The 12,177-nt window shown below is 73.3% G+C and carries 13 protein-coding genes; 7 read left to right on the top strand and 6 right to left on the bottom strand.

What is annotated here, in order from left to right:
- The first annotated feature begins 169 nt into the window (after positions 1–169).
- Genes ACIRD7_RS09840 through ACIRD7_RS09830 form a run of 3 tightly spaced genes read left to right on the top strand, consistent with a single transcriptional unit; the run spans position 170 to position 3,101 of the window.
- Positions 170–1,045 carry a MaoC/PaaZ C-terminal domain-containing protein gene (locus ACIRD7_RS09840; protein ID WP_403451893.1) on the top strand — a complete coding sequence of 292 codons (876 nt, stop codon included), beginning with the start codon at positions 170–172 and terminating at the stop codon, positions 1,043–1,045.
- A gap of 29 nt (positions 1,046–1,074) precedes the next feature.
- A complete protein-coding gene (locus ACIRD7_RS09835; protein WP_403451891.1) occupies positions 1,075–2,151 on the top strand; it encodes a Zn-dependent alcohol dehydrogenase in 1,077 nt (358 codons plus the stop codon).
- 11 nt (positions 2,152–2,162) lie between these two features.
- Positions 2,163–3,101, top strand: a complete 939-nt coding sequence (locus ACIRD7_RS09830) for a 3-oxoacyl-ACP reductase (protein ID WP_403451890.1) — start codon at positions 2,163–2,165, stop codon at positions 3,099–3,101.
- Between the two features lie 54 nt (positions 3,102–3,155).
- Here the strand turns inward: ACIRD7_RS09830 and ACIRD7_RS09825 are convergent, their stop codons facing one another.
- Positions 3,156–3,320, bottom strand: a complete 165-nt coding sequence (locus tag ACIRD7_RS09825) for a hypothetical protein (protein WP_403451888.1) — start codon at positions 3,318–3,320, stop codon at positions 3,156–3,158.
- A gap of 94 nt (positions 3,321–3,414) precedes the next feature.
- A complete protein-coding gene (locus tag ACIRD7_RS09820) occupies positions 3,415–4,569 on the bottom strand; it encodes a hypothetical protein (RefSeq protein ID WP_403451886.1) in 1,155 nt (384 codons plus the stop codon).
- Positions 4,570–4,791: 222 nt separating this feature from the next.
- Between ACIRD7_RS09820 and ACIRD7_RS09815 the strand changes: the two genes are divergently transcribed.
- The 3 genes from ACIRD7_RS09815 to ACIRD7_RS09805 are packed head-to-tail and all read left to right on the top strand — an operon-like array spanning position 4,792 to position 7,810.
- Complete coding sequence (locus ACIRD7_RS09815) at positions 4,792–5,649, top strand: Nif3-like dinuclear metal center hexameric protein (protein WP_403451884.1); 858 nt, start codon at positions 4,792–4,794, stop codon at positions 5,647–5,649.
- Positions 5,646–6,389 (top strand): zinc ribbon domain-containing protein, encoded by a 744-nt coding sequence (locus tag ACIRD7_RS09810; protein WP_403453048.1) that lies wholly within the window; start codon positions 5,646–5,648, stop codon positions 6,387–6,389. Before ACIRD7_RS09815 ends, ACIRD7_RS09810 begins: the two co-directional genes overlap by 4 nt.
- An 11-nt stretch (positions 6,390–6,400) precedes the next feature.
- Positions 6,401–7,810 carry a bifunctional RNase H/acid phosphatase gene (locus ACIRD7_RS09805; RefSeq protein WP_403451882.1) on the top strand — a complete coding sequence of 470 codons (1,410 nt, stop codon included), beginning with the start codon at positions 6,401–6,403 and terminating at the stop codon, positions 7,808–7,810.
- Here the strand turns inward: ACIRD7_RS09805 and eda are convergent.
- Positions 7,793–8,425 (bottom strand): bifunctional 4-hydroxy-2-oxoglutarate aldolase/2-dehydro-3-deoxy-phosphogluconate aldolase, encoded by a 633-nt coding sequence (gene eda / locus ACIRD7_RS09800; RefSeq protein WP_403451881.1) that lies wholly within the window; start codon positions 8,423–8,425, stop codon positions 7,793–7,795. The two genes, ACIRD7_RS09805 and eda, sit on opposite strands and share 18 nt — an antisense overlap.
- Before the next feature lie 128 nt (positions 8,426–8,553).
- Positions 8,554–9,336 carry a peroxide stress protein YaaA gene (gene yaaA, locus ACIRD7_RS09795; RefSeq protein WP_403451879.1) on the bottom strand — a complete coding sequence of 261 codons (783 nt, stop codon included), beginning with the start codon at positions 9,334–9,336 and terminating at the stop codon, positions 8,554–8,556.
- Positions 9,337–9,409: 73 nt separating this feature from the next.
- Between yaaA and ACIRD7_RS09790 the strand changes: the two genes are divergently transcribed.
- Entirely contained in the window at positions 9,410–10,834 is a 1,425-nt protein-coding gene (locus ACIRD7_RS09790; RefSeq protein WP_403451877.1) for an RNB domain-containing ribonuclease, read from the top strand.
- Here the strand turns inward: ACIRD7_RS09790 and ACIRD7_RS09785 are convergent.
- A complete protein-coding gene (locus ACIRD7_RS09785) occupies positions 10,797–11,390 on the bottom strand; it encodes a hypothetical protein (RefSeq protein WP_403451875.1) in 594 nt (197 codons plus the stop codon). The two genes, ACIRD7_RS09790 and ACIRD7_RS09785, sit on opposite strands and share 38 nt — an antisense overlap.
- Complete coding sequence (locus ACIRD7_RS09780; protein ID WP_403451873.1) at positions 11,387–12,145, bottom strand: MerR family transcriptional regulator; 759 nt, start codon at positions 12,143–12,145, stop codon at positions 11,387–11,389. The genes ACIRD7_RS09785 and ACIRD7_RS09780 overlap by 4 nt, the downstream gene beginning before the upstream one ends.
- Positions 12,146–12,177 lie beyond the last annotated feature (32 nt).

Here is a 12,177-nt window from a genome sequence, read left to right as displayed (position 1 = left end):
ACGGTGTCAGAAGCCTTCACAAGTGTGGAGCGCTCGGCTATACAGAGGGCGCCGGACTGGAACGCGTTCTAGAACGGCCCGTGACGACCTCGGTGCGGCCGACGGTGCGGACGGCCGTACCGAGGTCTTGCCCCGCCACTGCCACAACCCCGCCACCGTCAGGAGCCGTATGCCCATCGACGCAGCCAAGGCCCTCGCCGCCGAGCCCCGGACCGGCGAGATCTCCTGGAACTCCAAGGACGTCCAGCTCTACCACCTCGGCATCGGCGCCGGCGCCAACCCGGACAAGGACAGCCCCGCCACCGACCCGGACGAACTGCGCTACACCCTGGAGTCGAGGCTGCACGTCCTGCCGAGCTTCGCCACCGTCGCCGGCTCAGGCGCGCCCGGTGTGATCAGCGGACTGTCCATGCCCGGCATCGAGGTCGACCTCGCCCGGGTCCTGCACGGCGGCCAGAGCGTCGTGCTGCACCGGCCCATCCCGGCGGAGGGCACGGCCACCGCGACCAACCGGATCGCCGCGATCCACGACAAGGGCAAGGCGGCCGTCCTCGTGCTGCGCACCGAAGTCGCCGACGCCGAGGGCCCGTTGTGGACGAACGACTCCCAGATCTTCATCCGCGGCGAGGGCGGCTGGGGCGGCGACCGCGGCCCCTCCGCCCGGCGCGAACCCCCCGAGGGCGAGCCCGCCCGGACCGTCGAGCGGCCGATCCGCGAGGACCAGGCCCTGCTCTACCGCCTGTCCGGCGACTGGAACCCGCTGCACGCCGACCCGGAGTTCGCCAAGGTCGCCGGGTTCGAGAAGCCCATCCTGCACGGGCTGTGCACCTACGGCGTGACCCTCAAGGCCGTCGTGGACACGCTCCTGGGCGGAGACGTGACGCGGGTGCGGTCCTACGTGACCCGGTTCGCCGGGGTGATGTACCCGGGGGAGACCCTGCGCATCCGCATGTGGCCCGGGGACGGGGCCGTGCGGGTCGCCGTGAGCTCGATCGAGCGGGACGACGCTCCCGTCCTCGCCGACACCGTCGTCGAACACTCCTGAACTCCGCATGACTTGAGGGGAGCCGCACCATGCGCGCAGCCGTACTGCACGAGATCGGCCAGGACAAGCTGGAGGTCCTCGACGACGTCGAGGCGGTGGGTTTCGGCCCCGGCAAGGTGCGGGTCCGGGTGCGGGCCACCGGCCTGTGCCACTCCGACCTGTCCGCGATGAACGGCGTCCTGCCCCAGCCCGCCCCCTTCGTCCCCGGGCACGAGGGCGCGGGCGAGATCCTCGACGTCGGGGAGGGCGTACGGAACCTCAAGCCGGGCGACCGGGTCGTGCTGTGCTGGCTGCCCGCCTGCGGCGCCTGCCCCGCGTGCAAGCGCGGCCAGACCGAGCTGTGTCTGGCCGGGTTCATGAACGCCGGCACCCCCAACTTCAAGCGCCCCGGCGGTGACGTCTTCGGCTTCGCGGGCACCGGCACCTTCACCGAGGAGGTCGTCGTCGACGCCGGCTGCGCGGTGCCGATACCCGACGACGTGCCCTTCGACATCGCGGCCCTGATCGGCTGCGGCGTCACCACCGGGCTCGGCGCGGCGCTCAACACCGCCGATCTGGAGGCCGGTTCGTCGGTCGCCGTCATCGGCTGCGGCGGCGTCGGCATCTCCGCGATCATGGGCGCCCAGCTGAAGGGCGCCGCCGAGATCGTCGCCGTCGACCCCGTAGCCTCCCGCCGCGAGGCCGCCCTGCGGTTCGGTGCCACCAGGGCCGTCTCCCCGGACGAGCTGGCCGAAGCCAAGCAGCAGGTCACCGCGGGCGAGGGCTTCGACTACGTCTTCGAGGTCGTCGGCAGGTCCGCCACCGCCCGCACGGCCTACGAGAACACCCGGCGCGGCGGCACGCTGGTCGTCGTGGGCGCCGGCGCCATGGACGACTTCCTCCAGCTCAACATGTTCGAGTTGTTCTTCGACGAGAAGCGCATCCTGCCGTCCATGTACGGCGGCGGCGACGTGCTGCGCTCCTACGAGCGGACGATCGCCCTGTGGCGCGCCGGCCGGATCGACCTGGCCGGCCTGATCACCCACCGGGTGCCGCTGGCCGAGATCAACGAGGCACTGGACCAGATGCGCACGGGCACCGCGCTGCGCACCTGCATCGAGATCTGACGGGGGTATTCGTGTCGCTGCCACTCGAAGGGCTGTCCGCCGTCGTGACCGGCGCCGGCCGGGGCCTGGGCCGGGCCGAGGCGCTCGAACTCGCCCGGCTGGGCGCCGCCGTCGTCGTCAACGACTACGGACAGCCCGGCCGGGACGGATCGGGCCAGGCGTCCGCCGGCCCCGCCGAGCAGGTCGCCGCCGAGATCCGGGACGCGGGCGGGAAGGCGCTCTCGCACACCGGTGACGTGGCGGACTTCCGGCAGGCCGGGGAACTGGTCCGGCTGGCGATCACCGAGTTCGGCAAGCTGGACATCCTGGTCAACAACGCGGGCATCCTGCGCGACCGCATGGTCTTCTCCATGACGGAGGAGGAGTGGGACTCGGTGATCCGGGTGCACCTCAAGGGGCACTTCAACACCACCCACTTCGCCGCCGCGCACTGGCGTGAGCGGTCCAAGGCGGCCGGAGGCCGGGTCTACGGGCGGATCGTGAACACCTCCTCGGAGGCGTTCCTCGCCGGATCCGCCGGGCAGCCCAACTACGCGGCGGCCAAGGGCGGCATCGTCGGCCTCACCACCTCCACCGCCCTCGCGCTCGCCAAGTACGGCGTCACGGCCAACGCCATCTGCCCGCGCGCCCGCACCCGGATGACCGAGGACGTCTTCGCCGGCCTCGAACAGCCCGAGGACGGGCTGGACCCGCTCGCCCCCGAGCACGTCGCCCCGCTCGTCGGCTACTTGGCGTCCCCGGCCGCGGCTCGCGTCAACGGCCAGCTGCTCGTCGTGCACGGCGGCATGGTGGCGGTCGTCGAACGGCCGCGGGTGGCCGCCAAGTTCGACAGCAAGCAGGAGACCTTCACCTACGACGAGCTGGACACGCTGCTCACCGCGCACTACGCGGAGCGGCCGGCGGGCGAGACGTTCGCGGCGGCGGAAGTGCTCGGGCTGAAACGGGCGTAGGGACGAGCGCGGCCCCGCCTCCCGTGGTGGGGGCGGGGCCGCGCGGTGTCAGCTTCAGGCTGCCGTCTCGTTGTCCTCGACCGGCTTGCGGTGACGGCCACGAGGGGCCGTCTCGCTGTCCTGGACCGAGACCTCGCCCCGGTGCCTGCCGTGACCAGAGACCTTCGACACGTCGTGAACGTCGGCCGGCCCCGGCTGGGTCGTGCTGGCGTTGCTCATCGGAAATTCACCCCGTCAACATGATCTTTCTTACAGCCGGGCGAGTTTAACCGGCCGACCACGGGCCGAATCCAGGCGGCCACGCCAACCGCCACTACTTCGTTACAAGACCGCCCAACGGGGCTTGCTGCAGGGGCACGGGACGAGGAGCGACAGGACCCGGAGGGTCCGTTTCCGGTGGCTCCGCTGCCACCGCTGCGACCGGTTCCGGCTCCCGCACCGGCATCCCGGGCACGTCCACCCGGGCCACCCCGCACCTCACCTCCTTTGACGAGTACGGCAGTTGAAGCACCCCGTCCCCGCTCCACCACCCGGCGCCCGTCAACCAGCCCTCGGGCGCGGCGAGATGCCGTACCTGACGCTCGGCCGGCCGCCACACCCCCACCCAGCCGCCGACCGGCCCGTCGATGCGCAGCGCCACCCCGCAGCCCTCCGGCGTCAGCACCTGCCCCGGCTGGATCGCGAACGGCGTCACCGCGCACTCCGGCATCCGCAGGCACTCCGGGAAGCGCACCGGCAGGGTGCTGCCCAGCACGCCCCAGCCCAACCGTTCCTGCCCCGGCGAGGGCGCGTCCGAGCGGATCAGCAGCAGGCCGCTGTCCGGGTCGGCGAGCAGGACCCGGTCGTCGCTGTCGTCCGCGATCTGCAGCAGCGGCGACACCTCGCCGCCCCGCCCGAGATCGACCACGACCGCCTTCGTACGGCCGCCGGACTCCCGGTCGAGGGCCAGCATCCGCCCCTCGCGGTCCAGCCACACCCCGCCCGAACAGCGCCCCGGGATCTGCGCGACCTGCTCCGGCCCGAAGGCGCCCCCCGCGACCAGCCACACCGCGCTGGAGCGCTGCCCCACCGCGAGGGCGTACGCCTTGTCGCCGCCCGGCGCCGGGGGCAGCATCCGCAGCCGGGCCTCCTCCTCCGGGCACTGGACCGCCCCGAGCGGCAGCTCACCGGTGCCGGGCCCGGTCGGATACAGCAGCGAGAAGACGTGCCGTCCGTCGGTCGGGCGGCGGATGAGGACCCGTCCGTCCCCCATCGGCTGCACCTCGGTGCCGGGCTCCTCCGGCTGGTGGGCGGGCAGCGGCACGGCGTAGGGCTCGGGGCCGTCCAGGGTCCAGCGCTCCGGGAACCAGCTCTCGCCGTCCAGCGCGAGGCGGGCGGCGTAGGAACCGTCCGCCGTGATGGCGCATGCCGCCCGAGGCGCGTCGCCGTCCTCGTGCTCTGCGGCGGGTTCGATCGCACAGGCCGTCATGGTCCGGTCACCTCCGGTGACGAAGCTAGTTTTCGCACGCACAGGCGTGGGATCGACGGCGTTCCGCTTCACACAAAGGTGTGGCGAAGGAACGGTTCGCCTGAGGAAACGGGGGCCTGTGTGCTGAGCGGAGCGGCGGTGGCCCCGGTCGACCGGAGAGGGGCGATCGCACCGCTCCGGCGCCGGTACAGCCGCGGGGAGCAGCCAGGTAGCCTGTCCCTCGTGCCCCGTCTGTCTGAAGTCATCGCCGCGCTGGAGACCCTGTGGCCCGCCGAGCGGGCCGAGTCCTGGGACGCGGTCGGCACCGTCGTGGGCGACCCCGACCAGGAGGTCTCCCGGGTCCTGTTCGCCGTCGACCCGGTCCAGGAGATCGTGGACGAGGCGGTGAAGCTGGACGCCGACCTGCTGGTCACCCACCACCCGCTCTACCTCCGCGGTACGACCACGGTCGCGGCCTCCACCTTCAAGGGCCGGGCCGTCCACACCCTGATCAAGCACGACATCGCCCTGCACGTGGCGCACACCAACGCCGACACCGCCGACCCGGGCGTCAGCGACGCGCTGGCCGGGGCACTGGACCTGCGGGTCGTGGGACCGCTGGTGCCCGACCCGAGCGACCCGCACGGCCGCCGGGGCCTCGGCCGCGTCTGCGAACTCGACCACCCGCTGACCGTCCGCGAACTCGCCGCCCGCGCCGCCGAGCGGCTGCCCGCCACCGCGCAGGGCATCCGCGTGGCCGGCGACCCGGAGGCGACCGTCCGCACGATCGCCGTCAGCGGCGGCTCCGGCGACAGCCTCTTCGACCAGGTGCGCGCGTCCGGCGTCGACGCCTTCCTCACCGCGGACCTGCGCCACCACCCCGCGTCGGAGGCCGTCTCCCACAGTCCTCTCGCGCTGCTCGACGCGGCGCACTGGGCCACCGAGTGGCCCTGGTGCGAGCTGGGCGCCGCCCAGCTCGACGAGATCTCCGACCGCGAGGGATGGGGACTGCGCGTCCACGTCTCCAAGACGGTCACCGACCCCTGGACCGCCCACGCGGCGTCCAACCCGCCCACTAGCACCACGGGAGCCCCCAACTGAACGCCGCGCCGGCCGACCAGATCCGACTCCTCGACGTCCAGGCCCTCGACGTCCGCCTCCAGCAGCTCGCCCACAAGCGGAAGTCGCTGCCCGAGCACGCCGAGATCGAATCGCTGACCAAGGACCACACCCAGCTGCGCGACCTGCTCGTGGCCGCGCAGACCGAGGAGAGCGACTGCGCCCGCGAGCAGACCAAGGCCGAGCAGGACGTGGACCAGGTGCGCCAGCGCGCCGCCCGCGACCAGCAGCGCCTGGACTCCGGCGCCATCACCTCCCCGAAGGACCTGGAGAACCTCCAGCACGAGATCGCCTCCCTCGCCAAGCGCCAGGGCGACCTCGAGGACGTCGTCCTGGAGGTCATGGAGCGTCGCGAGTCCGCCCAGGAGCGGGTCGCCGAGCTGACCGAGCGGGTCGGCGCCGTACAGGGCAAGGTCGACGACGCGACCGCCCGCCGCGACGCCGCGTTCGAGGAGATCGACGGCGAGGTCGCCTCGGTCACCAAGGAGCGCGAGGTCATGGCGGGTTCGGTCCCCGCCGACCTGCTCAAGCTCTACGACAAGCTGCGCCAGCAGCAGGGCGGCATCGGCGCGGCCAAGCTGTACCAGCGCACCTGCCAGGGCTGCCGCCAGGAGCTGTCCATCACGGACATCAACGAGATCCGCGCGGCCGCGCCCGACACGGTCGTACGGTGCGAGAACTGCCGTCGGATTCTGGTGCGTACGGCCGAGTCCGGCCTCTAGGAGTCTGTGCCGTGCGGGAGTTCATCGTCGAGGCCGACGGCGGGTCGCGGGGCAACCCCGGGCCCGCGGGCTACGGGGCGGTCGTGATCGACGCCGCGACCGGCCAGACGCTGGCCGAGGCCGCCGAGTACATCGGCGTCGCCACGAACAACGTCGCCGAGTACCGCGGCCTGGTCGCGGGCCTGCGCGCCGCGTACGCACTCGACCCCACGGCCACGGTGCACGTCCGTATGGACTCCAAGCTGGTCATCGAGCAGATGTCGGGGCGCTGGAAGATCAAGCACCCCGACATGAAGCCGCTCGCCTCCGAGGCGTCGAAGATCTTCCCGGCGTCCCAGGTGACGTACGAGTGGATCCCCCGCGAGCAGAACAAGCATGCGGACCGGCTGGCCAACGAGGCGATGGACGCCGGGAAGCGCGGGGAGCAGTGGTCGGCGGCGGCGTCCACAGCGGAGCTCCAGGCGGCGGACGCGCGGGCCGCGCGGGCCGCGGCCGAAGCCGTGCTCGAACCGTCCGGCCCACCCGGCGACGCCGCGGCGGGCGCGGCGCGGGCGCGCGCGGCACTGGCTGACGGGCGCGCCGGTACTGCCCCCTCCGCGGCCTCCGCCAAGTCCGAGACCCCCGCCCCGGCCCAAGCCGAGACCCCCGCCCCGGCCCATGCCGAGGCCTCCGCCCCGGCCAGTGCCGAGGCCCCCGCCCCAGTCGATGCCGAGGCCCCCGCCAAGGCCGAGGCCGACGTGCGCGCCGCGCGGACCGTCGCCGCGCCCTCCACCGGCTGGGGTCCCGCCGACATGGGAGCGCCGGCCACCTTCGTGCTGCTGCGGCACGGGGAGACACCGCTGACGCCCCAGAAGCGGTTCTCCGGGAGCGGCGGTACCGACCCCTCCCTCTCCGACGTCGGCCGTGAGCAGGCCGAGCGGGTCGGCGCGGCGCTCGCCCGGCGCGGCACCATCCAGGCCGTCGTCGCCTCGCCCCTCGCCCGCACCCGGGAGACCGCCGGCATCGTCGCCGCCCGCCTCGGACTCGACGTGAGCATCGAGGACGGCCTGCGCGAGACCGACTTCGGCGCCTGGGAAGGCCTGACCTTCGGCGAGGTTCGCGAGCGCTACCCCGACGACCTCCACGCCTGGCTGGCCGACCCCGAGGCCCGCCCCACCGGCGGCGGCGAGAGCTTCGCGGCCACTGCCACCCGGCTCGCCGCCACCCGCGACAAGCTGATCGCGGCGTACGCCGGCCGCACGGTCCTCCTCGTCACCCACGTGACGCCGATCAAGACGCTCGTACGCCTCGCGCTGGGCGCCCCGCCCGAGTCCCTGTTCCGCATGGAACTCTCGGCGGCCTCCCTCTCGGCGGTGGCGTACTACGCCGACGGCAACGCCAGCGTCCGCCTCTTCAACGACACCTCACACCTGCGCGCGTGAGCCGCCGAGCGCTGCCGCCTCCCGCGCCAGCGCCTCGACCCGGTCCCAGTCCCGCGCCGCCAGGGCGTCCGCCGGGAGCATCCAACTGCCGCCGACGCACCCGACGTTGGGCAGTGCCAGATAGCCGGGCGCGGTGGCCGGACCGATTCCGCCGGTCGGGCAGAACCGGGCCTGCGGCAGCGGTCCGTACAGCGACTTGAGGTACGCCGTGCCGCCCGCGGCCTCGGCCGGGAAGAACTTCATCTCCCGCACCCCGCGCTCCAGCAGCGCCACCACCTCGGACGTGGTCGACACCCCCGGCAGACACGGCACCCCGGACGCGCGCATGGCCTCCAGCAGCAGGTCCGTCCAGCCGGGGCTCACCAGAAAGCGCGCCCCCGCCTCGACCGCCCGCGTCACCTGCTCCGGCGTGATCACCGTGCCCGCCCCGACCACGGCGTCCGGCACGGCGCCGGCGATCTCCCGGATCGCCTCCAGGGCGGCCGGCGTCCGTAGCGTCACCTCGATGGCGGGCAGCCCGCCCGCGACCAGGGCCCGGGCGAGCGGTACGGCGTCGGACGGATCGTCGACCACGACCACGGGGACGACGGGCGCGAGATCCAGGACTGAGGTCATGGGCTCATCCTGACCGGCGTGAGCATCCTGCGCAAAGCTCGTTGCATGCTCTGCAATGAGCTGCGGGCTGCGGGCTGCGGGCTGCGGGCCGCGAGCTATGGCCTATGGGGGCTATGGGGGGCTATGGGCTAGTGGATCTCCGCCACCAGCACATCCAGCGTCCACGCCTTGCCGCCCTTGGCCGGCGCCTCGACCTCCACCTCGTACCCGAGGTCCCGCAGCGCCTCCACCAGCTCCGCCGGGCCCTTGGGCGCGGCACCGGCCGTCAGCAGGCTCCGTACGATCCGCCCCTTGGTCGCCTTGTTGAAGTGGCTGACGACCTTCCGCGTCGGCGCGTGCAGCACCCGGACCGACGCCGTCCGCCCGGCCACCTCGCCCTTCGGCTTCCACGCCGCCGCGTACGCGGACGAGCGCAGGTCCAGCACCAGCCCGTCCCCGGCCGCCTCCGGCAGCACGTCCGCCATCGGCGCCCGCCAGTGCGCCCCGAGCGCGCCGAGGCCCGGCAGCTTCACGCCCATCGAGCAGCGGTAGGAGGGGATGCGGTCGTTGACGCGCACGGCACCCCACAGCCCCGAGAAGACGAGCAGCGACCGGGTGGCCCGCTTCTTCGCGGCGGCGTCGAGGGAGGCCAGGTCCAGGGCGTCGTACAGCACGCCGGTGTAGATCTCCCCGGCCGGCCGCGCCCCCGCCGTCGGCAGCCCGGCGTTCTTCGCGACCTCGCCCCGCAGCCCCTCACTGAGCCCGAGCACGTCCCGCGCCTTGTCCTCGTCGGCCGCGCACAGCTCGACCAGTTCCCCGAGCACGGCCTCACGGGCCTCGCTCAGCCCCGGCAGGGACAGCGACTCCAGCTTCAGCGGCGCACCCCGACCGGACGAGGCCTTGCCTTCGGAAGGCGGCAGCAGGACAAGCACACGTACTCCTTCACTCGAACTCCGCCACAGCGTACGGCGTGCCCGCACGCGGCCCTCGCCCTACGCTCGACTCATGCCCCGCCGCCACATCCGCGTGACCGGCGCCCCCGAGGCCCCCCTCCGGGCCGCCCTCACCGCCCTGCGCACCGAACTCGGCGTCCCCGGAAGCTTCCCGCCCGAGGTTCTGGCGGAGGCCGAGCAGGCCGCGAAGGCCCCCGCCCTGCCGTCGTACGACGCCACCGACCTCCCCTTCTTCACCGTCGACCCTCCCACCTCCGCCGACCTCGACCAGGCGATGCACCTCTCCCGGCAGGGCACCGGCTACCGCGTCCGGTACGCCATCGCGGACGTCGCCGCCTTCGTCGTACCGTCGGGCCGGCTGGACCGGGAGGCGCACCGGCGGGTGACCACGCTCTACTTCCCGGACCTGCGGATCCCGCTGCACCCCGAGCCGCTGAGCGAGGGCGCGGCGAGCCTGCTCCCGGACCAGGACCGACCCGCCGTCCTGTGGACCATCGACCTCGACGGGGACGGCCGTACGCTCGCCGTCGACGTCCGCCGGGCCCTGGTCCGCAGCCGGGCCAAGCTCGACTACGCCTCCGTACAGCGGCGGATCGACGAGAAGACGGCCGAGGAACCGGTCGCACTGCTCAAGGAGATCGGAGAGGCACGGCAGCGGCTGGAGGTCGAGCGGGGCGGGATCTCGCTCAGCGTGCCCGAGCAGGAGATCGTCGAGCGCGACCACACCTACGAGCTCGCCTACCGCGCGCCGCTGCCCGCGGACGGCTGGAACTCCCAGATCTCCCTGCTGACCGGCATCGCCGCGGCCGACCTGATGCTGAGCCACGGCACCGGCGTCCTGCGCACGCTCCCGGCGGCCCCGGACGGCGCGGTGGGCCGGCTGCGCCGCAGCGCGCACGCCCTGGACATCGACTGGCCGCACCACGTCTCCTACGCCTCGCTGGTCCGCTCCCTCGACCCGCACCGCCCGCGGCACGCGGCCTTCCTCCAGGAGTGCACGACACTGCTGCGCGGCGCCGGCTACACGGTGTTCCGCGACGGGGACCTGCCGGACCTCCCGACGCACTCCGCGGTCGCCGCCCCGTACGCCCACTGCACGGCCCCCCTGCGCAGGCTCGCCGACCGCTACGCCGCCGAGATCTGCCTCGCGGCGGTTGCCGGCCAGCCTGTGCCCGACTGGGTGTCGGCCGCCCTCGACACGCTGCCCGTCGAGATGGCCGAGGGGACCCGGCGGGCGGGCACGGTCGAGCGGGAGTGCGTGGACGTCGTGGAGGCGGCGCTGCTGAAGGACCGGGTGGGGGAGGTCTTCGACGGCTGGGTGGTGGAGGTGGAGGAGCGCCGGCCCGCCGTCGGGACCGTGCAGCTGGAGTCACCGGCGATCATCGGCCGGATCGAGGGCACGGACGCGCTGCCCTTGGGGGAGCGCCTCAGAGTCCGCCTCACTGAAGCGGCGAAGGTGCGGTTCGAGCCTGCTTGATCGCTTGTACGAGGTCGGCGGCCTCGTCGGCGTGGAAGCGCACGAGCCGGATGTCCCGTCGCCGGCCCAGGAAGGTGAAGTGGGAGACGGGCTGGGTGAGTTCGAGCGTCACGGTGGTCTGCGCGCCGATGGCGAGGTTGAGCTCACCGTCGGCCCGCTCATGGGTGGTGCGCAGCTCCCGGCGTACCTGTCCGATCCGCTCCAGCGGTATGCGCAGATCGACGTGCGCGGCACGGCGGACGCGCAGGGAGCCGGCGTCGAGGACATGCGGCCGTACGACGGAGGCGGCGTGCATCCCGACGACGATCAGCAGGGTGTACATGTCCATCATGAACCACATCCGTTGCACGGCCGGGTAGTTCCGCAGCAGCACGGACATCATGATCGACTCGATCACGATCACGAACCCGAAACCCAGCATCATCGTGCCCTGCCCGCGCGCGTACCCGAACCCGGTGCCCGCACCGATCCCGTGCCGGCGCCGGACCGCCCACATCCAGATACTGGTGACGAGCCGCAGCTCGTGCCGCAGGAGGGTGAGCGCGGTCCGCGTCATGGTCCGTACCCTTCCGTGAGAATCCGCAACGTGCGGCGGATCGCCTCGGCCTGGGCCGGGGCGAAGTCGGCGTAGAAGGCGCGCAGGAAGCTGTTGTCGGGGTCGACCTCCAGGCGCTCCGGGAGCAGCTCGGGGGGCAGGCAGTCGGCCAGGGCGCGGGCGGCCTCGTCGACGCGCGGGTCCGTCGGATCGGCGTCCACGAGCTCGTCGAGCAGCGCGTAGGCGGCGAGGGCCCGCTCCTTGCCGCCGGGCAGCGCGAGCGCGTGCCCCAGCGCCCCCATGAGCTGCTCCCGGCCCTCGGGATCCGCCGTGCTCTCGATCAGCGCGAGCATCTCGCGGTCCTTGGCGGCCATGGGGGAGTCCGTGACCTGGGCCATGTCCTGGAAGAGCGCCGCGAGCCGCGGCGACACGGGCCCCTCGGCGGTCACCGCGCCGTCCGTCTCCAGCAGCGCCCGCAGCCGCTCCCGGCGCTCCCGGATGGCGACCTCCTGCCGGGCGAGATCCTCGTCGAGCTCGCCGAGCACCTCGACGAGATCCTTCCCGGCATCCTCCGCGAGCACGTCCCGCACCTCCGCGAGCCCCAGCCCCAGCTCCGTCAGCCGCCGGATCCGCGCCAGCACGACGGCGTGCCGCAGCGTGTACTCCCGATAGCCGTTGGGCCGCCGCTCCGGCTCGGGCAGCAGCCCCTGATGGTGGTAGTGCCGCACCGTCCGCGTGGTGACACCGACGGCGGCGGCGAGTTCTCCGATCCGCATGCCACCAGTAGAGACGTTGACGTTGCGGCAGG

This window comes from Streptomyces sp. NPDC093568 (assembly GCF_044764945.1).
Classification (GTDB): domain Bacteria; phylum Actinomycetota; class Actinomycetes; order Streptomycetales; family Streptomycetaceae; genus Streptomyces.
The sequence above is the reverse complement of the archived record's forward strand: the minus strand, read 5'-3'. Positions and strand labels throughout refer to the sequence as shown.

Bases quoted from the DNA above. Each gene is read 5' to 3' on its own strand.
- ACIRD7_RS09840 (WP_403451893.1), top strand. From the start codon at position 170: ATGCCCATCGACGCAGCCAAGGCCCTCGCCGCCGAGCCCCGGACCGGC.
- ACIRD7_RS09835 (WP_403451891.1), top strand. From the start codon at position 1,075: ATGCGCGCAGCCGTACTGCACGAGATCGGCCAGGACAAGCTGGAGGTC.
- ACIRD7_RS09825 (WP_403451888.1), bottom strand. From the start codon at position 3,320: ATGAGCAACGCCAGCACGACCCAGCCGGGGCCGGCCGACGTTCACGAC.
- ACIRD7_RS09820 (WP_403451886.1), bottom strand. From the start codon at position 4,569: ATGACGGCCTGTGCGATCGAACCCGCCGCAGAGCACGAGGACGGCGAC.
- eda (WP_403451881.1), bottom strand. From the start codon at position 8,425: ATGACCTCAGTCCTGGATCTCGCGCCCGTCGTCCCCGTGGTCGTGGTC.
- ACIRD7_RS09790 (WP_403451877.1), top strand. From the start codon at position 9,410: ATGCCCCGCCGCCACATCCGCGTGACCGGCGCCCCCGAGGCCCCCCTC.
- ACIRD7_RS09785 (WP_403451875.1), bottom strand. From the start codon at position 11,390: ATGACGCGGACCGCGCTCACCCTCCTGCGGCACGAGCTGCGGCTCGTC.
- ACIRD7_RS09780 (WP_403451873.1), bottom strand. From the start codon at position 12,145: ATGCGGATCGGAGAACTCGCCGCCGCCGTCGGTGTCACCACGCGGACG.